Genomic DNA, 25696 nt, shown 5'->3' on the forward strand with positions numbered 1-25696 from the left:
CTCACCGACTGGCGGGACGGTCATGTCAGAACTGACCCTCACGGTCATGCGGCTGGGCTTCCTGGCAGTGCTGTGGCTGTTCGTCATCGTCGCGATCCAGGTGATCCGCAGCGACCTGTTCGGCACCAAGGTGAACCCGCGGTCCTCCCGTCGCGGCGCGGGCGCCACGACCGGTGGCGGCGCCGCCACCGCGACCGCCGCGCGGGCCGCGGCGCCGACGCAGGCCGGCCCGGCGGCGGGCCAGACCCAGGGCGGCGGCGGGCGCCGCCGCGGCGGCCCGACCCAGCTCGTCGTGGTCCAGGGCTCGCTGGCCGGCACCACGGTGGCGCTGCAGGGCCAGACCATCACGCTCGGCCGCGCGCACGACTCCACCATCGTGCTGGACGACGACTACGCGTCCTCCCGGCATGCCAGGATCTATCCGGATCAGACTGGGCAGTGGACGGTCGAGGATCTAGGCTCCACCAACGGCACCTATCTGGACCGGCAGCGCCTGACCGCGCCGACTCCGCTCCAGCCGGGCATGCCGATCCGTATCGGCAGGACCGTCATCGAACTGCGGAAGTAGTAGCGCATGAGGGACAGCATCCCGTCCATGACCCAGAGGGGGGCAAAGGTCGCATGACCCTGGTGCTGCGCTTCGCCGCCGGCTCCCACAAGGGACTGATCCGGGAGGGGAACGAGGACTCCGGCTACGCCGGGCCGCGGCTGCTGGCCGTGGCCGACGGCATGGGCGGCGCCGCGGCCGGCGAGGTCGCTTCCTCCGAGGTGCTCGGCTCGATCGTCCGGCTGGACGAGGACGTGCCGGGCGCGGACCTGCTGACCCTGCTGGGCGACGCCGTCCAGGGCGCCAACGACCGGCTCCGGCAGATGGTCGAGGAGGACCCGCAGCTGGAGGGCATGGGCTGCACCCTGACCGCCATGCTGTGGACGGGCCAGCGGATGGGCCTGGTGCACGTCGGCGACTCCCGCGCCTACCTGCTGCGCGACGGCGCCCTGGTGCAGATCACCCAGGACCACACCTGGGTGCAGCGCCTGGTCGACGAGGGCCGGATCACGCCCGAGGAGGCCGAGACCCACCCGCAGCGCTCCCTGCTGATGCGCGCGCTGGACGGCCGCGGCCAGGTCGAGCCCGACCTGTCGATCCGCGAGGTCCGGGCCGGCGACCGCTACCTGATCTGCTCCGACGGCCTCTCCGGCCCGGTCAGCCACCAGACCCTCCAGGACACCCTCGGCAGCTACTACGCGCCCGAGCAGACCGTGCAGGAGCTGATCCAGCTCGCGCTGCGCGGCGGCGGTCCCGACAACATCACCTGCATCGTGGCTGACGTCATCGACGTCGGCGCCACGGACACCATGAGCGGCCAGTTCAACGACGTCCCGGTGGTGGTCGGCGCGGTCGCCGACGCCCCGCCGTCCTCGGCCGCCGCCGACCGCTCGATCGCGGACACCCCGGCCGGCCGCGCCGCCGGCCTCGGCCGCGGCCCGCAGGGCGCCTTCGGCCCGGCCGAGGGCTACGAGGAGGGCTACGGCGCGCAGGGCGGCTTCGGCCCCGCCGAGGGGTACGAGGGCGAGTACGGCTACGGCTCCGGCGAGCCCTCCGTGTACGGCACCGAGGACTTCGACGAGGGGCGGCCCAGGAAGCGCAAGCGCAAGGGCCTGACGATCTCGCTGGCCGCCCTGGTCGCGCTCGGACTGCTCGGCGGCGCCGGCTGGTTCGGCTACCAGTGGACCCAGGACCAGTACTACGTGGGCACCCAGGAGGACCACGTCGCGATCTACCAGGGCATCAACCAGAACCTGGCCGGTCTGAGCCTGTCCTCGGTGCACTCCTCGTACAGCAAGATCCAGCTGAAGTGGCTGCCCGAGGACCAGCAGGCCCACGTGAAGAAGACCATCTCGGTCGGCAGCATGAAGGACGCCCAGTCGACGGTCAACGAGCTCGACGGCTGGGTCCAGCTCTGCCAGCGGGCCGCACGGGCGAACACCCCGGCCACGCCGCCGGCCACCCAGGCGGTGTACCTGGCCACGACGCCCACCCCGACCGAGAAGAACCGCGGCCCGGCCGCGGCTCCGACCGCGTCACCCTCGACCACCCCGACGCCGACCACCCCGGTGGCCCCCACCCCGGCACCGAACGCAACCCCTCCGGCCGGCGCCGCGCAGGGCGACCAGGCCCCGCTGAGCGAAGAGGAACTCAGCCGGGCCAACTCCTGCCCGAAGCAGTGACGTCCGTGATCCGACATAGGACCGCCCCGAGCGGTCTTGCCGGCCGTCAGGGAGCGGTCACCACGTGAGCAGCTACGACCTGAGCGAAGAGTCCACCCGGGCCGGCCGGCGCCGGGCGACGGCCGAACGCGCCGTCCCCCGCCGGCGCGGCAACACCACGATCTCCCCGCAGGAGACGCCCAACCGACGCAACACCGAGCTGGCCATGCTGGTCTTCGCGGTGCTGCTGCCGGTCCTCGCGTACGCCAACGTCGGCCTCGCGATGGACGGCAAGCTGCCCGCCGGCATGCTCGGCTACGGGTTCGGCATGGGCGCCCTGGCGGTGGTCGCCCACCTGCTGGTGCGCCGCTTCGCGCCGTACGCGGACCCGCTGATGCTGCCGATCGCCACCCTGCTCAACGGGCTCGGGGTGGTGATGATCTGGCGGCTGGACAAGGCGGGCAAGCTGCTCAAGGGCAACTACCCGGCGGCCGAGAACCAGCTGATGTGGTCGGCCCTCGGGATCGCCGGCTTCATCGGGGTGATGGTGCTGCTGAAGGACCACCGGGTGCTCCAGCGCTACACCTACATCTCGATGGTGGTGGCCCTCGTCCTGCTCGCCGCGCCGGCCTTCTTCCCGGCCAGGGCTGAGGACTTCGGCGCGAAGATCTGGATCCGGATGGGCAGCTTCTCCATCCAGCCCGGCGAGTTCGCCAAGATCGTCCTGACCGTGTTCTTCGCCGGCTACCTGATGGTCAAGCGGGACGCCCTCGCGCTGGCCAGCCGCCGGTTCATGGGCCTGTACCTGCCGCGCGGCCGCGACCTCGGCCCGATCATCGTGATCTGGCTGCTCAGCCTGCTGATCCTGATCTTCGAGAACGACCTGGGCACGTCCTTCCTGTTCTTCGGCCTGTTCGTGGTGATGCTCTACGTCGCCACCGAGCGGACCAGCTGGATCCTGTTCGGCCTGCTGATGTCGGTCGGCGGCGCGGTCGCGGTCGCCTCGACCGCCAGCCACGTGAAGGTCCGCATCGACGCCTGGCTCGACCCGATGGCCGCCTTCGGCCCGAACCCTCCGAAGGGCTCCACCGAGCAGATCGGCCAGTCGCTGATGGCGCTCGGCTCCGGCGGGGTCACGGGCTCCGGCCTGGGCCAGGGCCGGTCCTGGCTGATCGCCTTCGCCGCCAAGAGCGACTTCATCCTGGGCTCGTTCGGCGAGGAGCTCGGGCTGACCGGCCTGATGGCGATCTTCCTGCTGTACGCGCTGCTGATCCAGCGCGGCCTGCGCACCGCGCTCGCCGCCCGCGACCCGTTCGGCAAGCTGTTCGCCGTCGGCCTCTCCTCGGCGATGGCGATCCAGGTGTTCGTCGTGGCCGGCGGTGTCACCGGGCTGATCCCGCTCACCGGTATGACCATGCCGTTCCTCGCCCAGGGCGGTTCGTCCGTGGTCGCCAACTGGGCGCTGGTCGCGATCCTGCTGAAGATCAGCGACAGCGCCCGCCGCCCCGGGGCCGAACCGGCCCCGGCCCCCGAGGGCCAGGGAGGACCCGCCCGATGAACAAGCCGATCCGCCGGGTCTCGATCTTCTGCCTCGTGCTGATCCTGGCCCTGATGGTGCGCACCAACTGGGTGCAGGGCGTCCAGGCCGAGGCCTGGGCCACCAACAAGAACAACAAGCGCCAGCTGTACGACCGGTACGCCCACCCGCGCGGCAACATCATCGTCAGCGGCCAGCCGGTCACGAAGTCGGACTTCGTCAACGGCCTGCGCTACAAGTACAAGCGCTCCTGGGTCGACGGCCCGATGTACGCCCCGGTGACCGGCTACTCCTCCCAGGCCTACGGCTCCAACCAGTTGGAGAACCTGGAGGACGGCATCCTCTCCGGCACCGACGACCGGCTGTTCTTCCGCAACACCCTGGACATGCTGACCGGCGAGCAGAAGCGCGGCGGCGACGTCGTCACCACCATCAACGCCAAGGTCCAGAAGGCGGCCTTCGACGCGATGGGCAACAAGAAGGGCGCGGTGGTCGCCGTCGACCCGAAGACCGGCGCGATCCTGGCGCTGGTCTCCACCCCGTCCTACGACCCCGGCACCTTCGCCGGTGGCGAGGCCGCCGACACCAAGGCCTGGACGGACCTCAACGCGGACCCGAACAAGCCGATGCTCAACCGGGCGCTGAAGGAGACCTATCCGCCCGGCTCGACCTTCAAGCTGGTCACCGCCACCGCCGCGTTCGAGAACGGCCGCTACCAGAGCATCGACGACGCGACGGAGACGCCCGAGCCGTACATCCTGCCCGGCACGAACACCCAGCTGAAGAACGAGAGCCCGAACGAGCGCTGCGAGAACGCCACCATCAAGTCCGGGATGGACCAGTCCTGCAACACGGTCTTCGCCAAGATGGGCGCCGACCTGGGCAAGGAGCGGATGCGGGCGCAGGCCGAGAAGTTCGGCTTCAACAGCACGATCGACACCCCGATCCGCTCCGAGAAGAGCGTCTTCCCGGACAGCCCGAGCCCGGACGGCACCGCCCAGGACTCGATCGGCCAGCACGACACCCGCGCCACCCCGCTGCAGATGGCCATGGTCTCCGCCGCCATCGCCAACAACGGCAGCCTGATGCAGCCGTACCTGGTCGACCAGGAGCGCTCGGCCTCGCTGACCACCGTCTCCAAGCACACCGAGAAGCAGTTCTCCCAGCCGATGAGCCCGGCCACCGCGCAGAAGATGCAGGACCTGATGGTCTCGGTGGTCGAGAACGGCACCGGCACCAACGCCAAGATCCCCGGCCTCCAGGTCGGCGGCAAGACCGGCACCGCGCAGCACGGCGAGGACAACGCCGGGCTGCCGTACGCCTGGTTCACTTCCTGGGCCAAGACCCCGGACGGCCAGTCGGTCGCGGTCGCGGTGGTGGTCGAGGACGGCTCCCAGAACCGCGACGGCATCAGCGGTGGCCGGCTCGCGGCCCCCATCGCCAAGGCGGTGATGCAGGCCGCACTCGGCAAGTAGGAGCGCGGATCAGGGGTGAGGGAAAAGTCACGATCGGCAGCCCCGTCCGGATACCGGTCTGATATCGGCCGACGGCTGACTCCGGTCCGATGCGGTACGACCGGTAGCGTATCCGCCAGCAGCGGGTGTGCCCGTTGCCGCCCGCGAGGCACCGCACGGCCCGGCCGGAGAACCGGTCGCGCACGGCGCGGCGTCACCCAGAGCGTGCGGGGACACCTACGTCACAACCTCACCGGCGGGTGAGGGAGAGGGTCGGATCTATGGAAGAGCCTCGTCGCCTCGGCGGCAGGTACGAGCTCGGCGGCGTCCTCGGACGCGGCGGCATGGCCGAGGTCTACCTCGCCCATGACACCCGGCTCGGCCGCTCCGTCGCAGTGAAGACGCTCCGGGCCGACATGGCCCGGGATCCGTCGTTCCAGGCCCGCTTCCGCCGCGAGGCACAGTCGGCGGCGTCCCTGAACCACCCCGCGATCGTCGCCGTGTACGACACCGGCGAGGACTACATCGACGGCATCTCCATTCCGTACATCGTGATGGAGTACGTCGAGGGGTCGACGCTGCGCGAGCTGCTGCACTCCGGCCGCCGGCTGCTGCCCGAGCGCGCGCTGGAGATGACCATCGGCATCCTCCAGGCCCTCGAGTACTCGCACCGGGCCGGCATCGTGCACCGCGACATCAAGCCGGCCAACGTGATGCTGACCCGGCAGGGCAACGTCAAGGTCATGGACTTCGGCATCGCCCGTGCGATGGGCGACGCCGGGATGACCATGACGCAGACCTCGGCCGTCATCGGCACCGCCCAGTACCTCTCCCCCGAGCAGGCCAAGGGCGAGCAGGTCGACGCCCGCTCCGACCTGTACTCCACCGGCTGCCTGCTCTACGAGCTGCTGACCGTCCGCCCGCCGTTCGTCGGCGACTCGCCGGTCGCGGTGGCCTACCAGCACGTCCGGGAGGAGCCGCAGCCGCCGTCCGTCTTCGACCCCGAGGTGCGCCCCGAGGTCGACGCGATCGTGCTGAAGGCGCTCGCCAAGGACCGCGACTACCGCTACCAGACCGCCGACGAGATGCGCGACGACATCGAGCGCTTCCTCGACGGCCTGCCGGTGGCCGCCGCCCAGCAGGCCGGGTACGGCATGGGCCCGGCCGGCTACGGCTACGACCAGAACGGCTACCCGCAGCAGCACGACCCGTACGGCCAGACCAACGTGCTGCCGCAGCAGCCCGGCGGCCCGACCACCGTCCTGCCGCAGGCCTCCGGGCAGCCCGGCTACGGGCAGCAGGGCGGCTACCAGGACGACGGCTACGGCCAGACCTACGCCGGCGCCCCGGGCGGAGCGGGCGACGGCTACGACGACGGCTACGGCCGCGGCGGCCGCCGGGGCGAGGAACCGCCGAAGAAGAGCAACACCTCCTGGATCGTGCTGGCGGTCGCCGCCGTACTGGTCCTGGTCGGCACCTTCTTCGTCGCTCAGGCGATGTTCTCCGACAAGGACAAGGAGGCCGCGAAGGTCACCGCCCCGAACCTGGTCGGCAAGACGCTGGCCGAGGCCAAGGCGGCCGCCGCCGGCGTCGGTCCCAAGCTGGTGGTGACCGAGGGCGAGAAGGTCGCCTGCCCGGACGCCAACATCAAGAAGGACCAGGTCTGCACCCAGAACCCGCCGGGGGGCGGGCAGGTCGTCGAGACCGCCACCATCACGGTGCAGATCTCCTCGGGCCCGGCCAAGGCGCCGGTGCCCGCGGTGGTCGGCAAGCCCAAGGACCAGGCCACCAAGGCGCTCGCCGACGCGGGCTTCGCCAACGTCACCACCGAGTACAAGGACGACGACACCGCCGCGCAGGACACCGTCACCGCCCAGGACCCGGCGGCCAACGCCGCCGTCGACCCGAGCACCCCGATCAAGCTGACCGTGTCGCAGGGCAAGACCAAGGTGAACGTCCCGAACGTGGTCGGCTCCCAGAAGGAGGACGCCACGGCGACCCTCCAGGGCCTCGGCTTCCAGGTGGACGCCTCGAAGACCACGCCGGCCCCCGACCCCTCCAAGGTCAACACCGTCGCCGCGCAGTCGGTCCCGGCCAACAACAAGGCCCCGGCCAACACCAAGATCACGCTGACCATCTACAAGGCGCAGGACAAGCCGCAGGTCCCGCCGCTGGCGAACGTCAAGCTGAGCGACGCCGCGAACCAGTTGAAGGCGCTCGGTCTGACCTACACGGTGGTCAACGGCCAGCCGGACCCGAACGCGACGGTGCAGGCGAGCAACCCGCCGGCCGGCACCCCGGTCGACCCGAACACCCAGATCCAGCTGTACATCAAGGCGGCCGAGCCGCCCAAAGGGGGAGACCCCACCACCACACCCCCCAAAGGGGACCACTAAGCCTCCGATATTCCCCTGGTTCGGCTGAACCGGGGGCCGGAGCCCGGGTGACTCCCCAGCACGCCCGAGGGCCCGCCGCAGTTCGTCGCGGCGGGCCCTCGGGCGTTTTCCCTTCCCTGGCCCCAGGAGGCCCGGGAAGGCGCTCAGGAGTGCCGCAGCTCCGGCGGCGGGGTGCGCTTGGCGTCCATGTCGTCCACCCGCACCAGGCTCCCCCAGACGGCCATCCGGTAGCGCGAGGTGTACACCGGGGTGCAGGTGGTCAGGGTGATGTAGCGGCCGGGGCCGGCGTAGCCGGAGCGGGGCGGGACGGGCGCCACGATGCCGGTGTCGTACTTGGTCGTCTCCGGCAGGGTGTTGTCGATCTTGTAGACGTACCACTTGTCCCGGGTCTCGACCACGACCGCGTCGCCCTTGTGGACGGCGTCCAGGTCGTGGAACTTGGCGCCGTGGCCGTCCCGGTGGGCGGCCAGCGCGAAGTTGCCCTGCTCGTCCCACGGCATCGCGGCCTTGTACGGCTGCTCGTAGACGCCCGCCACGCCCTCGTCCAGGACCTCGGTGGAGGTGCCCATCCGGATCAGCACCTGGAAGCCCCTGCCCATCGCCGGGACGTGCAGGAAGCCGACGTCGTCCCCGACCGCGAACTGCCTCGGCGCGGCGCCGGGGGCGCCCGGGGCGACGGACCCACCGGGCGCGGCGGACCCACCGGGGGCCGGGGTGGCACCGGGCCCGGCCGAGGGGCCGGCGGCCGGTCCTGCGGCCCAGTCGCTGCGCAGCCGGTCGCCGGCCGCCGAGGCCGCGCGGTCCGCCTGCACGTTGGTCCACCACAGCGAGTAGGCCACGAACAGGCCGAGCACCAGGCCCAGGGTGATCAGCAGCTCGCCGAAGACCCCGAGCGCGGCCAGCGCCCGGCTCCGCCCCCGCCCGGCCCGCGGCTCTGGCGGGGGAAAGGCCTCCTGCGCCGGTTCGGCCGACAGCTCGGTCTCGTCCTGCATCTGCGGTGCTCCCCCTCCGGGCCGGGCGGCCGGGCGGCTACCCGCCCGTGATGGCGGCCGGCTTGCCCTGGGCACGCGGCCGTTCGTCGATCATCTTGCCAAAGACGATGAGACGGAACTTGGAGGTGAACTCCGGGGTACAGGTCGTCAGCGTGATGTAGCGGCCGGGACCGGCGTACCCGGCGCCGTTCGGCACCGGCTTGATCACGCTCACGTTGTTGGGGGAGGTCTCCGGGATGCCCCCGGTGACCTCGTAGGTGTAGTAGCCGGCGGAGGTCTCCACCACGATCTTGTCGCCCTTGCCGAGCTGGTTGATGTACCGGAACGGCTCGCCGTGGGTGTTGCGGTGGGCGGCCAGCGCGAAGTTGCCCGTCTTGTCGCCCGGCATGCCGGTGTTGGCGTAGTGCCCGACCAGGCCCTTGTCGAGCACCGCCGACTTGGAGGTGCCCTCGGCGATCGGGAACTTCAGCCCCAGCTTGGGCAGGTAGATGATGGCGAAGCCCTTGCCGGGCTCGAACACCTCGGGCTTGTTCGGGTCCGGGGCCGGCTGCCCCGGCTGGGCGGGCGCGGCGGGCGCCGCGTCGAACTGCTGCTCCAGCTGGTTGCGGGCCCCGTCGGCGGCCTCGTCGGCCTGCACGTTGGTCCACCAGAGCTGGTACGCGACGAAGAGCAGCATCACCAGGCCGAGCGTGATGCACAGCTCGCCGATGCCCCGGGCGGCCACCACCAGCACGGACTCCTTGGGGCGCGCCCGCCCGGCGGCGCGGCCGCCCGCCCGGCGCCGACCGCTGCCGGAGCGCAGCGAGGTGCGGCCCTGGGCGGCGCGGCGGCGCTCGGCCCGGCCGCCGGTGGGGACCGGTTCGGCGGCCGGTGCGCCGAGGTCCGCGGGCAGCCGCAGCTGGAGGGTCTGGTCGGGCAGCCACGGGTACTCGGGCCCGTCCACGAGGGGCTCCTGGGCCTGCTCGTACACGCCCCAGGCGTCCTCGGGCGCGGTCTGCACCGGGAACTGCTGCACGGTGCCGTACGGGTCCGCCTCCGGCTGGAAACGTCCCTCCGGACGCAGCGCGGTCACGCCGGTCAGCCCCGGCCGATCACCGGGGCGAGCCCGGCCGACCGGTCGACCGCCTGCGGGAAGCCGCACTCCGCGAGCCAGTTGGCGAGCATCCGGTGACCGCCCTCGGTGAGCACCGACTCGGGGTGGAACTGCACGCCCTCGACCGGCAGTTCACGGTGCCTCAGGCCCATGATCACACCGCTGTCGGTGCGCGCGGTGACCACCAGCTCGGCCGGCACGGTGTCCGGTTCGACCGCGAGCGAGTGGTAGCGGGTCGCGGTCAGCGGCGAGGGCAGGCCCTCGAACACCCCGCCGTCCTCGTGCTCGACCGGCGAGGTCTTGCCGTGCAGCAGCTCGGGCGCCCGGTCGACCACCGCGCCGTACGCCGCCGCGATCGACTGGAGGCCCAGGCAGACGCCGAACACCGGCAGCCCGATCCGCGCGCAGTGGTGGACCATCTCGATGCAGACCCCGGCCTCCTCGGGGGCACCGGGCCCGGGGGAGAGCAGCACGCCGTCGAAGCCCTCCTCGCCGGAGCGGCGGACGGCGTGCTCGACGGTCACCTCGTCGTTGCGCACCACCTCGCAGGTGGCACCGAGCTGGTACAGGTACTGGACCAGGTTGAAGACGAAGCTGTCGTAGTTGTCCACCACCAGGATGCGGGGCGGAGTGGTCGGCCGGGTCGTCATGCGCGCGTGGTCTCCGTGGGGTGCGGTGCTGGAAGGGGTGCCGGGCCCGCCGGCTCAGCCGGTCGCGGCGCCGTCGCCGCCGTCCACCGTGACGTCGCCGAAGGGGAGCAGCGGTTCCGCCCACGGGAAGACGTAGGTGAAGAGGAGATAGACGATCCCCAGGACGAGGAGCAGCGAGACGACGGCTCGGACCAGGGTGTTTCCCGGAAGGTGACGCCAGATCCAGCCGTACATGGTGCTCCCTCGACGCAGCGGACTGGGTTAAAGAGTAGACCCGCGGTGCACGGCCGCGGGGCCGGTCCGCTACTGCTGTCCGCCCGCCGACCGCAGCTCGGTGGTGCCGGAGTAGCCGGGCAGGGTCAGCTCGCCGCTCTCCTGGACCTTCCAGCCCAGCCCGTACGCCTGGACGTACTGGAGGTAGTTGCGGATCGTCGGGTCGGCGTCGACGGCCGAACGCAGGGCGTCGGTCTTCCCGACCGCCTTGACCACGTACGGCGGGGAGTAGACCCGGCCCTGGAGCAGCAGCGTGTTGCCGACGCAGCGGACGGCGCTGGTGGAGATCAGCCGCTGGTCCATCACCTGGACGCCCTCGGCGCCGCCGCGCCACAGCGCGTTGACCACGGCCTGGATGTCCTGCTGGTGGATGACCAGGTCGTTGACGCCGGGCTCGGGCACCCCGGGGATGCGCGCGGTGGCGTTCGGCGGGGCGTCGTTGAGGGTGACGGTCAGGCCGCCGCCCTGGAGCGGCTCCAGGGCGGCGCCGGCGCGCAGGCCGTCCAGCTGCGCGGCGTCGGCCGGGTCGTGGCCCTGCTGCTCGGTGAGCTGCTGGGCGCGGGTCTGGAGGTCGGCGAGCTGGGACTGCGCCTGCTGGTTCTGCCCGCTGCGCTGGCGGATCACGTCGCCGAGGCTGAGCAGCGAGTTGTCGGTCCGCAGGTCGGTGCCGCGGGCGGTCTGCGCGCTGATGTAGAAGAGCAGGCCGGCGAGCGCGAAGACGGCGCAGGTCAGGGCACGACCGACAATTCGGGTGCCGGAGCGGCGGGTACGGGCCGGTTCAGGGGGAATCGACAAATTAGTCACCGTACCCTTATCTCCTCAACACCCGCCGAGCCACTACGCTAACGGACGCCGGTGGCATGCGGCGGAGCGGTCCCCGGGCCGTCCTCCGCAGCAGACCCGGCCGATTCCCCCCGTTGCACCCCGCGCGGTCTCACAGCGCATCGACAGGAGAGCTCCTCGTGCCGAAGTCTCGACTCCGCAAGAAGTCCGACTACACCCCGCCGACCACGGCCGCGGTGAAGATCAGTTCGGGCCGCGGTTGGGTCGCGCCGCTGATGCTGGCACTGTTCCTGATCGGCCTGGTGTGGATCGTCACCTACTACGTGACCAGCGGCACCTACCCGGTCGAGAGCTGGCGCAACTGGAACATCCTGGTCGGCTTCGGCTTCATCGCCGCCGGGTTCGGCGTCTCCACCCAGTGGAAGTGACGGCCCGACCGTCCTGAGGCTCGATCCCGAGCCACTCCCCGCCGTTCCGGATCGTTCGTCCCGGGACGGCGGTCAGGCGTGCCCGCAGCCGGGCGGGAATCCGGTCGGTTGTTCCCACCATCGGACTGGCGTGCTTATCCACATGGTTATCCACACTGGGGAAAAGTCCCCCCAGCCTGTGGATAACTTTCCCCGACAGAGCCGTCCACAGCTGTGCACAACTCCTCGGAAACGGGAGAACCGCACAGCAGGACACGCGTAGAACAGCAGTCCACAGCCGGGTGGTCGCACAGCCTGTGCACAACCCCGCACCCGCTGTGGACAAACGCTCGAAGGGTCACGCCCCGTACAGGGCCATCCCGGCCAGCAGCATCCCCGCCTCGACCGCCAGCGCGCCCACCACCGTCAGGGCCTGGACCAGGCCGCGGCGCTCGCGCGGGGCGTACATCAGGCCGGCCGCGGTCAGCGAGCCGAGCAGCAGGCCGCCGATGTGCGCCCGCCAGTCGATGCCCGGGCGGGAGAAGGTGACGATCAGGTTGAAGACCAGGAACGCCATCGCCGGGCCGAGCGGGCCCTTGTCCCGCAACTGCATCACGATCGTGGCGCCGATCAGCCCGAAGACCGCCCCGGAGGCGCCCAGCGAGCTCATCTCGTGGCCGGCCACCAGGAAGGCGAAGGTGCTGCCGCCCAGGCCGGCGACCAGGTAGAGGGCCAGGAAGCGCAGCCGGCCGAGCGCCTGCTCCAGCGCCGGGCCGAGCCAGAACAGCACCAGCATGTTCATCCCGACGTGCCACCACTCCAGGTGCAGGAAGGTGGCGGTCAGCAGCCGGTACCACTGGTGCGGGCCGTCGGCGATGCCGGCCGGGCCGCCGAGGGTGTCCGCCCCCGCGCTGATCAGCAACCAGATCTGGCCGAGCCGCGGGGTGAGCACGTAGGCCGCCAGCACCCAGACCACGACGTTGATCCCGATCAGCACCCGGGTGACCAGCCCGCCGTCGGCGGCCAGGGCCCCACCGAACCGGGTGGTCGCCCGCCGCGCCCCGGCGTGGCCGTTGCCGACGCACTCCGGGCACTGGAAGCCCACCGAGGCGGTCACCATGCAGTGCGGGCAGATCGGCCGCTCGCAGCGGGAGCAGGAGACCCCGGTGGGGGTCTGCGGGTGCCGGTAGCAGCCGGGCAGTCCGGCCTCCGGGGACCGATCGGCCGTCGGCCGCGGCTCGTCCGGGAGCATCAGCGGGGTCCCCTTCCCGTACACGACCTCAAAGCCGCCAGCCTACTGCCGCACCCCCCGTTCCCGGACCGGACTCCCCAGTCCTCCCCACCGGCCCGCCCCGCAGGGGCCCCACGCACGGCCCACCCGACACGCCCGACCCCGCACCCGGCCCCCACCCCACCTCTCCACCGGCCCGCCCCACAGGAACCCCACGCACGGCCCACCCGACACGCCCAACCCCGCACCCGGCCCCCACCCCACCTCCCCACCAACCCGCCCCCGCAAGGGACCCACGCACGGCCCACCCGACATGCCTCCGGGCAAATCAGGATGCATGATCAGCATTCAGGTGGATATGCGCATATAGGACGCCACCCAGGAGGAGAGACTCGTGAGCTTTTCGGATTCGGCCCGAGAGACGGCCACCAGGACCCGGGACACCGCCGCACACTTCGCGGACGGCGCCAAGCAGCGCCTCGGCCCCGCCTTGGACGCCTTCGGTCCGAAGGCCGCACTGGCCGCCCACAACCTCCGCGGCCAGTACGACAGGCACCTGGCCCCGCAGTTCCGCCACGCCTTCGCCAGCCTCCCGCCGGAGGCCCAGCAGAACGCCCTGAAGGCCCTCCACCGGGCCCAGGAGGCCGCCCTGGCGGCCCGGCTGTCCGCCGCCCGGGCCGCGGACCAGACCCGCGCCACCGTCGCCCCCAGGGTCACCCACGCGGTCGAGGAGGCCCGCGCCACGGTCGTCCCGGTCGCCCAGGAGGCCCAGGCCCGCGGCGCCGCCGCGTTGACCGCCCTCCACGGCCACGTCAGCTCGGCCGAGATCAGCAAGCTGGCCGCCCGGAACGCCAGGAAGGAGCGCTGCAACCGCCTGGCCGCCGGCCTCGCCGTGGCCGGCCTGCTGGCGATCGGCGGCGGCGTCGTCGCCTGGCAGTGGTGGCGCCGGCACGGCAACCCGGAGTGGCTGGTCGAGCCCCCGGCCGCGCAGGAACCCCGGCCGGCCGGCGCACACGCCACCTCCGGCCCGGTGAACGGCTCCGGCCCGGAGGCCACCTCCGAACCGACGGACGGGGCCCCGGCCGCCGGGAGCGACGGCCCCTCCGCCGAGGACGACCCCGGGCCGCGCTGAGCGGACGGGAAGGACCGGACGGGTAAGACCGGAAAACGCCGATCGGCCGTCGACCAGGATCCTGGTCGACGGCCGATCGGCTATCGCTGTGAACTGTGGAGCATAGGAGACTCGAACTCCTGACATCTGCCTTGCAAAGGCAGCGCTCTACCAACTGAGCTAATGCCCCTCGACGGCACCGCGCGTGCCAACGGGCACTAGCGTACCGGGTTCCGGCGCGATTCCCAGCGCCGTCCCCCGGGAACCGTGCCGTTCCCTGGGGTCGGCCGGTCCGGTTCTTCGACCGGGCCGGCCGGCCCGGGAGGCGCTGAGGGGCGCCTCCGGAATTCGTCGGTCGTCAGATCGCCGGTTGCTCAGCGACCGGCCGGGACCGGGTCGGTGGCCTCGGTCCACAGGTCCTGCTCGGCGCGGTCCGCCTGGACCTGACGGTAGACAAAGAAGCCGCCGAGGGCGACCAGGGCGACCAGGAGAAGCTTCTTCACCGCGGGACCTCGTCCTTCTTGCGTTGGTGGACTCAAGAGCCGGATCCGGCCGGACTGACCGGGCCGACGAGTCCAGTTGTGTTTCGAGCGCGAACGGGGCGGCCGGGTGCCAGACTGCCCTTGCGGCCGATGATACACACCGGTGTCCCAATCGTGACCAGCCACCGGCGCGGCCAACCCGGCGGTCCGGTCCCAGGATTGACGCCGCACCTCCTGTCGGGCGGTCCGACCGGCCCCGGAGCGGCCCGGCGCCCCAGGTCAGGTCCGTCCCGCCGCCGGGTCCGCGGGGCTCTCCGGCGCGACCGCCGCCGCCACCACCACCGCCACGGCCGTGCCGTTCGCCGGAGCCAGCCCGGCCCGCGGCGGAAAACGCCGAAGGGCCCGGAGTGGATCACTCCGGGCCCTTCGGGGAGGTGGGCCTAACAGGACTTGAACCTGTGGCCTCTTCCTTATCAGGGAAGCGCTCTAACCGTCTGAGCTATAGGCCCTCGCCGAACAGAGATCGTACCGGATTCCGGCCGACCCGTCGCTCCGCCCGATCTCGACGAGATCGGGAAGATCGAAGGGCCCGGAGTGGATCACTCCGGGCCCTTCGCGGTGGTGGGCCTAACAGGACTTGAACCTGTGGCCTCTTCCTTATCAGGGAAGCGCTCTAACCGTCTGAGCTATAGGCCCTTGCCGCACTGAAAGATTAGCGGACCGACGGCCGATCTCCCAAATCCGGGTCGGCCGGGGCTGCGGCGGCACCCCCCACGACCAGCTGCGGCACGCCGGAGGAGGGGCGCAGCAGCCACTCCTCGCGAGTCGGCGGCAGGCCCGCCGAGCCCTCCTCGGTGCTGCGGACGGCGAGCACCTGGTTGATCCCGATCCGGTTCTGCTCGAAGGCGAGCGCGGAGGCCGCCATGTAGAGCCGCCAGACCCGGGCCCGGCCGCGGCCGACCAGCCCGACCGCCTCCGTCCAGTGCGCCTCCAAGTTGGCCACCCATTCGCGCAGGGTCAGCGCGTAGTGCTCGCGCAGCGACTCGACGTCCCGGACTTCGAAGCCGGCCTCCTCCAGCCGGGCCACGGTGGAACCGACGGGGGAGAGCTCGCCGTCGGGGAAGACGTAGCGGTTGATGAAGGGGCTGGTGCGGTGCGGCTCACCGGGGTGGTCGGGGCGGCGGGCGATCTGGTGGTTGAGCAGCCGGCCGCCTGGCACCAGCAGCCGGTACAGGCCCTCGGCGTAGACCCGGTACTGCTCGGAGCCGACGTGCTCGGCCATCCCGACGCTGGAGATCGCGTCGAAGGGCCCGTCGGCGATCTCCCGGTAGTCCTGGAGCCGGACCTCGACCCGGTCGGACAGCCCGGCCTCCTCGACCCGGGCGCGGGCCAGCGCGACCTGTTCCCGGGAGATGGAGACCCCGACCGCGGTGACCCCGTAGTGCTTCGCCGCGTGCAGCAGCAGCGAGCCCCAGCCGCAGCCGACGTCCAGCAGGCGCATCCCGGGGCGCAGGCCGAGCTTGCGGCAGATCAGGTCGAGCTTGGCCTCCTGGGCGGCCTCCAGGCTCTTCGCCTCGGGCGTCCAGTAGGCGCACGAGTAGACCATCGAGGAGCCCAGCACGATCCGGTAGAAGTCGTTGCCGACGTCGTAGTGGTGGCTGATGGCCGCGCGGTCCCGGCTGCGGCTGTGCAGCCGCCCCTGGGCCTTGCGGACCTCCTCGCGGGGCGGCTCGGGCTCCGGGCCGACCGCCCCGGCCCGCAGCGCGGCGACGAGCACCCGGCGGCCCCTGGCGCCGAGCACGTCGCGCGGCCCGAGGGCCAGGGTGCGGATCTCCGGACGCTCGGCGAAGCGGGCGACGGCGGAGAGCGTCTCGTACAGGTCGGTGCCGGGGGCGACTTCGAGGTCCCCCGCGACGTAGGCGCGGGCCAGGCCCAGCTCGTCCGGCTGCCAGATCAGCCGGCGCAGCGCCCGGCGGTTGCGCAGGACCACGGTGGGCGCGCCCGGCGGCCCCGCGACGCTGCCGTCCCAGACCTGGACCCGCAGTGGTACCGGGACCCCCAACAGCCCTTCCAGGGCCTCGACCAGTTGACCTGCGAGCTTCGCCACCGCGCGCCTCCGTCCAGTCGTCCTTCGGAACCTCAGCTGACCCGGTCGTGCGGACCGGGGGGCGGCCTGCGGCACTCCCAGGCGCGGGACGGGTGGCAGCAGCTAATCCCACCGCGGCCGCCCGGTTTCCGGGCGGCGCGCCGCGGGCGGCCGGCTGTCACCCGAAATGCCGACGGGCCCCACCCGGCGACAACAGCCGGTGGGGCCCGTACATTCCGTCCTCGGACGGGAAACTGAGCGAACGTCAGATTTCGGCCAGGATCAGTCCTCTTCGGCCAGGGTGAGCTCGACGCCGCCGGTGAAGCCGGCCGCCGCGTTGTAGATGAAGGCGGAGAGCGTGGACAGGGCGGTCAGCAGGACGACGTCGACCACGGAGATCAGCGTGGTGAAGGTCATCACCTTGCCGAAGCCGACGTAGTCCATCAGGTTGAGGCCGCCGTTGCTGTCCGAGCCGGTGACGTCCTTGAGGGTCTTGGTCAGCGAGTCGAAGACGCCGAGCGAGTCCAGCGTCATCCACAGCACGGCCGAGGCCACGATGAGGATGATGCCGACGGCCAGCGACAGCAGGAAGCTGACCTTCATCACGGACCACGGGTCGACCTTGGTCACCCGCAGCCGGGCCTTGCGGGTCCGGCCGAGACCGGGGCCGCCTGCCGCCGCGGCGGCGGGTGCGGGTGCGGGCCGACGCGCCGCTCCGCCGGCGGGGGCGCCGCCCACCGGGGTTCCGCCGGCCGGGGTGTTGCCCCCGGTCCGGGTGCCCCGGGGCGGGGTCGGCTGCCCCTTGGCGTACGTGGTCGGCTGCGAGAAGCCGCCCGAGCCGGAGGCCGGGCTGCTCGACGACGTGGGCATCTGCCCGCCGTAGGTCGCACCGCTCTGGCCCGCTCCGCCGGCCGGTGGCATCAGCGAGGTGGACGCGGCCGGGTGCTCGTTCGGCGGCTGCGGCACACCGTACGAACCCCCGCCCTGCGCGCCCGGACGGCCGCCGGAGGTTCCTCCCGCAGCACCCGTGGCTCCACTCACCTGGTCCTCCCGCACTTCCACCAGGACGGCGGCGCCGCCCTGCTTCGTCACTCGTCATCCAGCGCCCGGCGGGATTGCCCGGAACTGGTCGGCGTCCGGTGCCGCCGCGTCCATCCATTCGGACGCGGCGGCACCGGTCTGCGGTTCGGATCAGGCCTCGACGTCTCCGCCGACCGCCGTCTCCGCACCCTCGGCCGTGTCGGTGGACTCGGTAACCGCCACCTCGTCCTCCGCCGTCTCCTCGTCCTCGGCCTCCGCGTTGCGGGCCATGCCCACGACCGCGTCGCGCTTTCCGAGGTTGATCAGTTGGACGCCCATGGTGTCACGTCCGGTTTCACGAACCTCGGAAACCCTCGTGCGGATCACTCCGCCCGAGAGGGTGATCGCCATGATCTCGTCGGATTCGTCGACCACGAGCGCGCCGACCAGCGAGCCCCGGCCCTCGACGATCTTCGCCGCCTTGGTGCCGTAGCCGCCGCGCCCCTGGACACGGTACTCGTCCACACCGGTGCGCTTGGCGTAGCCGCCGTCGGTGGCGGTGAAGACGTAGGTGCCCGGTCGGACGACGTTCATCGAGAGCAGCTCGTCGTCCTCGCGGAAGGCCATGCCCTTGACGCCGGAGGTGGCGCGGCCGGTGGGGCGCAGGGCGTCGTCGGTCGCGGTGAAGCGGATCGACTGGGCCTTCTTGGAGACCAGCAGCAGGTCGTCCTCGGCGGAGACCAGCTCGGCGCCGATCAGCTCGTCGTCCCTGCCGTCCTCGTCCTGGCGCAGGTTGATCGCGATCAGGCCGCCGGAGCGCGGGGAGTCGTAGTCCTTGAGCGGGGACTTCTTCACCAGGCCGGCCCGGGTGGCGAGGACCAGGTACGGCTTGTCCTCGTAGGTGCGGACGGCCATCACCTGGGCGATGTGCTCCTCCGGCTGGAAGGCCAGCAGGTTGGCGACGTGCTGGCCGCGGGCGTCACGCCCGGCGTCCGGCAGCTCGTAGCCCTTGGCCCGGTAGACCCGGCCCTTGTTGGTGAAGAACAGGATCCAGTTGTGGGTCGTCGTCACGAAGAAGTGGTCGACGATGTCGTCCTGCTTCAGCTGGGCACCGCGCACGCCCTTGCCGCCGCGCTTCTGCGAGCGGTAGAGGTCGGAGCGGGTCCGCTTGACGTAGCCGCCACGGGTGATGGTGACGACGATGTCCTCCTCGGCGATGAGGTCCTCGATGGAGAGGTCGCCGTCGGAGGGGATGAGGGTGGAGCGCCGCTCGTCGCCGTACTTCTCGACGATCGCGGCGAGCTCCTCGGAGATGATCTCCCGCTGGCGGGTCGGCGCGGCCAGGATCGCGTTGTACTCGTCGATCTTGCGCTGGAGCTCGTCGTGCTCGTCCATGATCCGCTGGCTCTCCAGCGCGGCCAGGCGACGCAGCTGCATCTCCAGGATCGCGTTGGCCTGGAGCTCGTCGATGTCGAGCAGGCCCATCAGGCCGGTGCGGGCGGCGTCGGCGCTGGCCGAGGCCCGGATCAGCGCGATGACCTCGTCGATCACGTCCAGGGCCTTGAGCAGGGCGCGCAGGATGTGGGCGCGCTCCTCGGCCTTGCGCAGGCGGAAGGTGGTGCGCCGGACGATGACCTCGACCTGGTGGTTGACCCAGTGCCGGATGAAGGCGTCCAGCGACAGGGTGCGCGGCACGCCGTCGACCAGGGCCAGCATGTTGGCGCCGAAGTTGGTCTGCAGCTCGGTGTGCTTGTACAGGTTGTTCAGCACGACCTTGGCCACGGCGTCGCGCTTGAGCACGACCACCAGGCGGGTGCCGGTGCGCGACGAGGACTCGTCGCGGACGTCGGCGATGCCGGCGATCTTGCCGTCCTTCACCAGGTCGGCGATCTTCAGCGCGAGGTTGTCCGGGTTGACCTGGTACGGCAGCTCGGTGATCACCAGGCACTGGCGGCCCTGGATCTCCTCGACCTCGACCACGGCGCGCATGGTGACCGAGCCGCGGCCGGTGCGGTAGTAGTCGTCGATCCCGCGGCGGCCGACGATCAGCGCACCGGTCGGGAAGTCCGGGCCCTTGATCCGCTCGACCAGGGCGTCCAGCAGCTCCTCGGCGGAGGCCTCCGGGTTCTCCAGGTACCAGAGCGCGCCGGAGGCGACCTCGCGGAGGTTGTGCGGCGGGATGTTGGTGGCCATGCCGACCGCGATGCCGGTGGCACCGTTGACCAGCAGGTTGGGGAAGCGCGCGGGCAGGACGGTGGGCTCCTGCGAGCGGCCGTCGTAGTTCGGCGCGAAGTCGACGGTCTCCTCGTCGATGTCGCGCATCATCTCCATGGCCAGCGGCATCATCTTGCACTCGGTGTAGCGCATGGCCGCCGCCGGGTCGTTGCCCGGGGAGCCGAAGTTGCCGTTGCCGTCCACCAGCGGCATCCGCATCGACCACGGCTGGGCCAGGCGGACCACGGTGTCGTAGATCGAGGTGTCACCGTGCGGGTGGTAGTTGCCCATGACGTCGCCGACGACGCGGGCGCACTTGTAGTAGCCCTTCTCGGGGCGGTACCCGCCGTCGTACATCGCGTAGAGCACGCGGCGGTGCACCGGCTTGAGGCCGTCGCGGACCTCGGGCAGCGCACGGCTGACGATCACGCTCATCGCGTAGTCGAGGTACGAGCGCTGCATCTCGGTCTCGAGCTCGACCGGCTCGATCCGCATCGTCGCCTGGGCGGTGGCCTCGGCGGTGTCGGGGGTCTCGGGCTGGTCGCCTTCGGGACGGTTGTCGTCGACCACTGGTGGTCAGTTTCCTTTCACGCGGACTGGAACGTGCGGGGCCTGGGGTGCAGGCGTCACACGTCCAGGAAGCGGACGTCCTTGGCGTTGCGCTGGATGAAGGAGCGGCGGGCCTCGACGTCCTCGCCCATCAGCACGGAGAACAGCTCGTCGGCACGGGCGGCGTCCTCGAGGGTGACCTGGAGCAGCAGGCGGTGCTCGGCGTCCATGGTGGTGACCCGGAGCTCCTCGGCGTTCATCTCGCCGAGACCCTTGAAGCGCTGGATCGCGTCGTCCTTGGGCAGCCGGCGCCCGGCCTCCACCCCGGCGGCGACCAAGGCGTCGCGCTCGCGGTCGGAGTAGGCGTACTCGAAGTCGTCCTTGCCCCACTTGATCTTGTACAGCGGGGGCATGGCGAGGTAGACGTACCCGGACTCGACCAGCGGCCGCATGAAGCGGAACAGCAGGGTGAGCAGCAGGGTGCGGATGTGCTGTCCGTCGACGTCGGCGTCGGCCATCAGGACGATCTTGTGGTACCGCAGCTTGGACTCGTCGTAGTCCTCCTGGATGCCGCAGCCGAAGGCCGAGATGAGGGCCTGGACCTCGGTGTTCTGGAGGACCTTGTCGATCCGGGCCTTCTCGACGTTCAGGATCTTGCCGCGGATCGGCAGGATGGCCTGGGTGCGCGGGTCGCGGCCCTGCTTGGCCGAGCCGCCCGCGGAGTCACCCTCGACGATGAAGATCTCGCACTCGGACGGGTCCTTGGACTGGCAGTCGGAGAGCTTGCCCGGCAGCGAGGCGGACTCCAGCAGGCCCTTGCGGCGGGTGAGGTCGCGGGCCTTGCGGGCGGCGACGCGCGCGGTGGCGGCCTGGATGGACTTGCGGATGATGTCCGCGGCCTCGTTGGGGTTGCGGTCCAGCCAGTCGTTGAGCTGCTCGTGGACGACCTTCTGGACGAAGGTCTTGGCCTCGGTGTTGCCGAGCTTGTCCTTGGTCTGGCCCTCGAACTGCGGCTCGCCGAGCTTGACCGAGATGATCGCGGTCAGGCCCTCGCGGATGTCCTCGCCGGAGAGGTTGTCGTCCTTCTCCCGGAGCAGCTTCTTGTCCCGCGCGTAGCGGTTGACCAGGCCGGTCAGCGCGGCGCGGAAGCCCTCCTCGTGGGTGCCGCCGCCGTGGGTGTGGATGGTGTTGGCGAAGCTGTAGACCCCCTCGGTGTAGGAGGAGTTCCACTGCATCGCGACCTCCACCGAGATCGCCTTGTCCTTGTCCTCCGCCTCGAAGTCGATCACCGAGGGGTGGATGACCTCGCCCTTGCGGGAGTTGAGGTGGGCGACGAAGTCGGCGATGCCGCCGTCGTACTTGTACGTGACGGAGAGCGGCTTGCCCTCCTCGTCCACGTGCTCGGGGCGCTCGTCGGTCAGCGAGATGGACAAGCCCTTGTTGAGGAAGGCCATCTCCTGGAAGCGGCGGGAGAGCGTCTCGAAGGAGTAGACGGTGGTCTCGAAGATGTCGCCGTCGGCCCAGAAGGTCACCGTGGTGCCGGTGCGGTCGGTCTCCGCGCCCTTGACCAGGGCGGCGGTCGGCGCGCCCATCTTGTAGTCCTGGGTCCAGATGTGGCCGTCCTTGTGGATCTCCACGGAGAGCCGGGTGGACAGCGCGTTCACCACCGAGACGCCGACACCGTGCAGACCGCCGGAGACGGCGTAGCCGCCACCGCCGAACTTGCCGCCCGCGTGCAGGACGGTGAGCACGACCTCGACGGCGGGCTTGTCCTGGCCGGGGACGATGTCCACGGGGATGCCTCGGCCGTTGTCGACGACGCGGATCGCGCCGTCGGCCATGATCGTGACGTCGATGGTGTCGGCGTACCCGGCCATCGCCTCGTCGACGGAGTTGTCCACGACCTCCTGCACCAGGTGGTGCAGGCCGCGCTCGCCCGTCGAACCGATGTACATGCCGGGGCGCTTGCGGACGGCGTCGAGGCCTTCCAGCACCTGGATGTTGCTACCGGTGTAGGAAGACTGGTCGGACTGGTCTGGGGTCTGGCTGGGGTTGCCGGAATCGGCCACGAAGCGCCCTCTCTGGCACAGCACGGGCCGCATGCCCACCCCGTGCGGGCGGGCGTGCGACCACAGCGTTTCGACTCGGTTGCCACTAGCAACAGTGTTTGGCTCTCAGTCTACCGGTACGACTGACAGAGATGGGCGTTTGGCAGCCCTTGAGGGCAGATATGCCGCCCTGAATCCCCTCTGCACATGTCCCGATACTCGACCGGGGGGCCCAGGGCGCCTGGAAGGGCTGTCAGGGGTTCCGGAAGATCGCCATCCGTTCCGGGACCCCGGGCGGCCGTCCGACTTCCCGGTCAGCCCCAGGTGTCGCCCGGCCCCTTGCTCCCCGGCGCGCGCAGCCGGCCGTAACCGCGGACGGGCGCCGCCGGGCCGAGCACCTTGATGGTCCGGACCGTCCCGTGCCCCAGCTCGTGGTTCAGGCGGGCCACCAACTGCCGTGCCAGCCAGCGCAGTTGAGTGGCCCAGGCGGTGGAGTCGCACTGCACGGTGAGCACCGCGGCGGCCTCGTCGTAGGAGGAGGGGTGGCAGTGCGCGGCGATGTCCGGGCCCACGATCTGCGGCCAGCGGCCCATCACCCCGCCGACGGCGGCCGAGGACTCCCAGCCGCGCTCGGTCAGCAGCCGGTTGAGCGCCGCGCCGAGCGGGACCGGGTCACGGCCGTCCGAGCGGGCGCCGCTGCGCAGGCCGTGCCGCTTCGCCTCGCGCTTCTCCCGGACCTGGTCGCCGCGCTGGCGGGCCTGGGCGCGGGCCGCCCGCAGCGCGGAGCGGGCGAGGTCGGCACCGGTCGGCGCGGGGGCGCCGGACTCGGCGGCACCGGGCTCAGGGGCACCGGGCCTGGGGGAGCGCTCCGCCGGCTCGCTCACGGCGATCTCCTTTCCCCAGCCTGTGGACAACGGTCGCGGTCGCGCGCCATTGAGCCGTCCAGCCTACGGGAGCGACCGGGCCCGGCGGGCCGGGGCCGGGGTGCACCGAGGTGCGGTGACGGTGGTGCGGTGGTGCGGGTACGGTGCCGGCGGGGCGGTGCCGGCAGGGGCGCGGTCAGGCGTCGATCCGGCGCACCGCGCCGTCGGAGACCGCGAACCGGGCGCCGGCCAGCGCCTTGGGCACGTCCTCGGCGACCGCCGCGGTCACCAGCACCTGCTCGCCGTCGGCCACCAGCTCGGCCAGCCGGTCCCGGCGGGCGGCGTCCAGCTCGGCGAACACGTCGTCCAGGATCAGCACCGGCTCGCCGCCGTCGGCACGCAGCAGCTCGTACGAGGCCAGCCGCAGCGCCAGCGCGAAGGACCAGGACTCGCCGTGGCTGGCGTAGCCCTTGGCGGGCAGCGGGCCGAGCTTGAGCACCAGCTCGTCGCGGTGCGGGCCGACCAGGGTCACCCCGCGCTCGACCTCCTGCTTGCGGACCGCCCGCAGCGCGTCCAGCAGCTGCTCCTCGGCCTGCTCGCGGCTGCTCGGCAACTCCCCCTCGAAGGAGCTGCGGTACTCCAGGGCGGTCTCGCCGCCGCCGGGGGCCAGCTGCCCGTACGCGGCCGCCACCAGCGGCTGGAGGGCGGCCACCAGCTGGATCCGGAAGGCCGTCAACTCGGCTCCGGCACGGGCCAGATGGCCGTCCCAGACCTCCAGGGTGGACAGGTCGGCGCCCTTGCCGCCGCCGGCCCGGCGGGCCATCGCGGCGGTCTTCAACAGGGCGTTGCGCTGCTTGAGCACCCGCTCGTAGTCCTGCCGGACCCCGGCCAGCCGGGGGGCCCGGGCGGTCAGCAGCTCGTCCAGGAAGCGCCGCCGCTCCCCCGGGTCGCCCTTGACCAGGCTGAGGTCCTCGGGGGCGAACAGCACGGTGCGCAGCAGGCCCAGCACGTCCCGCGGGCGGACGTTGTCGGAGCGGTTGATCCGGGCCCGGTTGGCCTTGCCCGGGGTGAGCTCCAGCTCGATCAGGGTGGAGCGGCCGCGGTCCACCACCGAGGTGCGGACCACCGCGCGTTCCGCGCCCAGCCGGATCAGCGGGGCGTCGGTGGCGACCCGGTGGCTGCCCAGGGTGGCGACGTAGCCGATCGCCTCGACCAGGTTGGTCTTGCCCTGGCCGTTGGGCCCGACGAAGGCCGTCACGCCCGGGTCGAGGGGAACCTCGGCCCGGGCGTACGACCGGAAGTCGGCGAGCGACAGATGCGCGACGTGCATGGCTGTGGACTGCGCCCGCCTTCTTGGGGAGGACCTGCTGGTTACTTGGACTCGACCGCGTGGCCGCCGAACTGGTTGCGCAGCGCGGCGATCATCTTCATCTGCGGCGAGTCCTCCTGGCGGGAGGCGAAGCGGGCGAACAGCGAGGCGGTGATCGCCGGCAGCGGCACGGCGTGGTCGATCGCGGCCTCGACGGTCCAGCGGCCCTCGCCGGAGTCGGCGGCCCAGCCGCGCAGCTTGTCGAGGTGCTCGTCCTCGTCCAGGGCGCGGACGGCCAGGTCCAGCAGCCAGGAGCGGATGACGGTGCCCTCCTGCCAGCTGCGGAAGATCTCGCGCACGTCGGTGACCTCGGGGGCGGCCTCCAGCAGCTCCCAGCCCTCGGCGAAGGCCTGCATCATCGCGTACTCGATGCCGTTGTGGACCATCTTGGCGAAGTGGCCGGCGCCCACCGCGCCCGCGTGCACCGAGCCGAAGTCGCCCTCGGGCTTCAGGGCGTCGAAGACCGGCTGGACCTTGGCGACGTGCTCGGCGTCGCCGCCGTACATCAGCGCGTAGCCGTTCTCCAGGCCCCAGACGCCGCCGGAGACGCCGCAGTCCACGAAACCGATGCCCTTGGCGGCCAGCGCCTCGGCGTGCTTGACGTCGTCGGTCCAGCGGGAGTTGCCGCCGTCGACCACCACGTCGCCGGGGGAGAGCAGCTCGGCGAGCTCGTCGACGGTCGCCTGGGTGGCGGCGCCCGCCGGCACCATGACCCAGACCACGCGCGGGCCCTGGAGCTTGGTGACGAGCTCCTGGAGGCTCTCGACGTCGGAGATGTCCGGGTTGCGGTCGTAGCCGATGACGGTGTGGCCGGCGCGGCGGATCCGCTCGCGCATGTTGCCGCCCATCTTGCCGAGACCGATGAGGCCGAGCTCCATGACCAAGTCCTTACCTGTGGTGACGTGCCTGCCGGCGGCGCCGTTGCCGCAC

Annotated in this window: 21 protein-coding genes and 3 tRNA genes; 7 read left to right on the forward strand and 17 right to left on the reverse strand. The window is 71.6% G+C overall.

All coding sequences use genetic code 11. The annotated features are described in order from the left end of the window. Positions 1 to 22 precede the first annotated feature (22 nt). The 5 genes from ACZ5OX_RS06925 to pknB all read left to right on the forward strand — a co-directional run bounded on the left by ACZ5OX_RS06925 (position 23) and on the right by pknB (position 7595). A complete protein-coding gene (locus ACZ5OX_RS06925; RefSeq protein ID WP_449787904.1) occupies positions 23 to 568 on the forward strand; it encodes an FHA domain-containing protein FhaB/FipA in 546 nt (181 codons plus the stop codon). Positions 569 to 621: 53 nt separating this feature from the next. Continuing rightward, a complete protein-coding gene (locus tag ACZ5OX_RS06930; RefSeq protein WP_449787903.1) occupies positions 622 to 2229 on the forward strand; it encodes a PP2C family protein-serine/threonine phosphatase in 1608 nt (535 codons plus the stop codon). A 160-nt stretch (positions 2230 to 2389) separates the two neighbouring features. Further along, positions 2390 to 3766, forward strand: coding sequence for an FtsW/RodA/SpoVE family cell cycle protein (locus ACZ5OX_RS06935; RefSeq protein ID WP_449788099.1), 1377 nt, complete (start codon positions 2390 to 2392; stop codon positions 3764 to 3766). After that, entirely contained in the window at positions 3763 to 5220 is a 1458-nt protein-coding gene (locus tag ACZ5OX_RS06940; RefSeq protein ID WP_449787902.1) for a peptidoglycan D,D-transpeptidase FtsI family protein, read from the forward strand. The genes ACZ5OX_RS06935 and ACZ5OX_RS06940 overlap by 4 nt, the downstream gene beginning before the upstream one ends. 260 nt (positions 5221 to 5480) lie before the next feature. Next, complete coding sequence (pknB, locus tag ACZ5OX_RS06945) at positions 5481 to 7595, forward strand: Stk1 family PASTA domain-containing Ser/Thr kinase (protein ID WP_465629063.1); 2115 nt, start codon at positions 5481 to 5483, stop codon at positions 7593 to 7595. Positions 7596 to 7738: 143 nt separating this feature from the next. Here pknB and ACZ5OX_RS06950 read toward each other — a convergent pair whose 3' ends face one another. From ACZ5OX_RS06950 to ACZ5OX_RS06970, 5 genes are all read right to left on the reverse strand, one after another. Then, a complete protein-coding gene (locus tag ACZ5OX_RS06950; protein WP_465629064.1) occupies positions 7739 to 8587 on the reverse strand; it encodes a class E sortase in 849 nt (282 codons plus the stop codon). A 37-nt stretch (positions 8588 to 8624) separates the two neighbouring features. Beyond that, positions 8625 to 9659 (reverse strand): class E sortase, encoded by a 1035-nt coding sequence (locus ACZ5OX_RS06955; protein ID WP_465629065.1) that lies wholly within the window; start codon positions 9657 to 9659, stop codon positions 8625 to 8627. 5 nt (positions 9660 to 9664) lie between these two features. Continuing rightward, complete coding sequence (locus ACZ5OX_RS06960; protein ID WP_449787898.1) at positions 9665 to 10330, reverse strand: aminodeoxychorismate/anthranilate synthase component II; 666 nt, start codon at positions 10328 to 10330, stop codon at positions 9665 to 9667. Positions 10331 to 10384: 54 nt separating this feature from the next. Continuing rightward, on the reverse strand, positions 10385 to 10564 hold the full coding sequence (locus ACZ5OX_RS06965) for a hypothetical protein (protein ID WP_392925213.1): 180 nt from the start codon (positions 10562 to 10564) through the stop codon (positions 10385 to 10387). A 69-nt stretch (positions 10565 to 10633) separates the two neighbouring features. Beyond that, entirely contained in the window at positions 10634 to 11398 is a 765-nt protein-coding gene (locus ACZ5OX_RS06970) for a DUF881 domain-containing protein (RefSeq protein WP_465629066.1), read from the reverse strand. 167 nt (positions 11399 to 11565) lie between these two features. On the opposite strand from ACZ5OX_RS06970, the gene crgA reads away from it, so the two are divergent. Beyond that, positions 11566 to 11814 carry a cell division protein CrgA gene (crgA, locus tag ACZ5OX_RS06975; RefSeq protein WP_049656797.1) on the forward strand — a complete coding sequence of 83 codons (249 nt, stop codon included), beginning with the start codon at positions 11566 to 11568 and terminating at the stop codon, positions 11812 to 11814. A 337-nt stretch (positions 11815 to 12151) separates the two neighbouring features. Here crgA and ACZ5OX_RS06980 read toward each other — a convergent pair whose 3' ends face one another. Next, a complete protein-coding gene (locus ACZ5OX_RS06980; RefSeq protein ID WP_465629067.1) occupies positions 12152 to 13045 on the reverse strand; it encodes a rhomboid family intramembrane serine protease in 894 nt (297 codons plus the stop codon). A gap of 373 nt (positions 13046 to 13418) precedes the next feature. Between ACZ5OX_RS06980 and ACZ5OX_RS06985 the strand changes: the two genes are divergently transcribed. Beyond that, positions 13419 to 14156 (forward strand): DUF5324 family protein, encoded by a 738-nt coding sequence (locus ACZ5OX_RS06985; RefSeq protein ID WP_465629068.1) that lies wholly within the window; start codon positions 13419 to 13421, stop codon positions 14154 to 14156. Positions 14157 to 14252: 96 nt separating this feature from the next. Here the strand turns inward: ACZ5OX_RS06985 and ACZ5OX_RS06990 are convergent. The 11 genes from ACZ5OX_RS06990 to gnd all read right to left on the reverse strand — a co-directional run bounded on the left by ACZ5OX_RS06990 (position 14253) and on the right by gnd (position 25644). Then, positions 14253 to 14325 (reverse strand) — tRNA-Ala (locus tag ACZ5OX_RS06990). Positions 14326 to 14509: 184 nt separating this feature from the next. Beyond that, positions 14510 to 14638: a DLW-39 family protein gene (locus ACZ5OX_RS06995; protein ID WP_014137031.1), complete on the reverse strand. Its 129-nt coding sequence runs from the start codon at positions 14636 to 14638 to the stop codon at positions 14510 to 14512. Between the two features lie 414 nt (positions 14639 to 15052). Further along, positions 15053 to 15126, reverse strand: a tRNA-Ile gene (locus ACZ5OX_RS07000). A 110-nt stretch (positions 15127 to 15236) separates the two neighbouring features. Further along, a tRNA-Ile gene (locus ACZ5OX_RS07005) sits at positions 15237 to 15313 on the reverse strand. A gap of 16 nt (positions 15314 to 15329) precedes the next feature. Further along, positions 15330 to 16724 (reverse strand): class I SAM-dependent methyltransferase, encoded by a 1395-nt coding sequence (locus ACZ5OX_RS07010; RefSeq protein ID WP_465629069.1) that lies wholly within the window; start codon positions 16722 to 16724, stop codon positions 15330 to 15332. Between the two features lie 261 nt (positions 16725 to 16985). Further along, positions 16986 to 17795 carry a DUF3566 domain-containing protein gene (locus ACZ5OX_RS07015; protein ID WP_465629070.1) on the reverse strand — a complete coding sequence of 270 codons (810 nt, stop codon included), beginning with the start codon at positions 17793 to 17795 and terminating at the stop codon, positions 16986 to 16988. A gap of 99 nt (positions 17796 to 17894) precedes the next feature. After that, entirely contained in the window at positions 17895 to 20432 is a 2538-nt protein-coding gene (gene gyrA, locus ACZ5OX_RS07020; protein ID WP_465629604.1) for a DNA gyrase subunit A, read from the reverse strand. A gap of 131 nt (positions 20433 to 20563) precedes the next feature. Then, complete coding sequence (gene gyrB / locus ACZ5OX_RS07025) at positions 20564 to 22579, reverse strand: DNA topoisomerase (ATP-hydrolyzing) subunit B (protein WP_465629071.1); 2016 nt, start codon at positions 22577 to 22579, stop codon at positions 20564 to 20566. A 269-nt stretch (positions 22580 to 22848) separates the two neighbouring features. Next, on the reverse strand, positions 22849 to 23418 hold the full coding sequence (locus ACZ5OX_RS07030; protein ID WP_392868693.1) for a DciA family protein: 570 nt from the start codon (positions 23416 to 23418) through the stop codon (positions 22849 to 22851). Between the two features lie 175 nt (positions 23419 to 23593). Then, the gene (gene recF / locus ACZ5OX_RS07035) at positions 23594 to 24727 is read right to left on the reverse strand and encodes a DNA replication/repair protein RecF (RefSeq protein ID WP_392868691.1); all 1134 of its coding nucleotides are present in this window, start codon (positions 24725 to 24727) and stop codon (positions 23594 to 23596) included. A 41-nt stretch (positions 24728 to 24768) separates the two neighbouring features. Beyond that, positions 24769 to 25644: a phosphogluconate dehydrogenase (NAD(+)-dependent, decarboxylating) gene (gnd, locus tag ACZ5OX_RS07040; RefSeq protein ID WP_392868689.1), complete on the reverse strand. Its 876-nt coding sequence runs from the start codon at positions 25642 to 25644 to the stop codon at positions 24769 to 24771. Positions 25645 to 25696 lie beyond the last annotated feature (52 nt).

The sequence above is a fragment of the Kitasatospora sp. NPDC032121 genome, from assembly GCF_055580145.1.

Coding starts and splice junctions, on each gene's coding strand:
- ACZ5OX_RS06940 (WP_449787902.1), top strand. CDS start 3,763: ATGAACAAGCCGATCCGCCGGGTCTCGATCTTCTGCCTCGTGCTGATC.
- ACZ5OX_RS06980 (WP_465629067.1), bottom strand. CDS start 13,045: ATGCTCCCGGACGAGCCGCGGCCGACGGCCGATCGGTCCCCGGAGGCC.
- pknB (WP_465629063.1), top strand. CDS start 5,481: ATGGAAGAGCCTCGTCGCCTCGGCGGCAGGTACGAGCTCGGCGGCGTC.
- ACZ5OX_RS06950 (WP_465629064.1), bottom strand. CDS start 8,587: ATGCAGGACGAGACCGAGCTGTCGGCCGAACCGGCGCAGGAGGCCTTT.
- gyrA (WP_465629604.1), bottom strand. CDS start 20,432: ATGCGGATCGAGCCGGTCGAGCTCGAGACCGAGATGCAGCGCTCGTAC.
- ACZ5OX_RS06965 (WP_392925213.1), bottom strand. CDS start 10,564: ATGTACGGCTGGATCTGGCGTCACCTTCCGGGAAACACCCTGGTCCGA.
- ACZ5OX_RS06930 (WP_449787903.1), top strand. CDS start 622: ATGACCCTGGTGCTGCGCTTCGCCGCCGGCTCCCACAAGGGACTGATC.
- ACZ5OX_RS06925 (WP_449787904.1), top strand. CDS start 23: ATGTCAGAACTGACCCTCACGGTCATGCGGCTGGGCTTCCTGGCAGTG.
- recF (WP_392868691.1), bottom strand. CDS start 24,727: ATGCACGTCGCGCATCTGTCGCTCGCCGACTTCCGGTCGTACGCCCGG.
- gnd (WP_392868689.1), bottom strand. CDS start 25,644: ATGGAGCTCGGCCTCATCGGTCTCGGCAAGATGGGCGGCAACATGCGC.
- ACZ5OX_RS06960 (WP_449787898.1), bottom strand. CDS start 10,330: ATGACGACCCGGCCGACCACTCCGCCCCGCATCCTGGTGGTGGACAAC.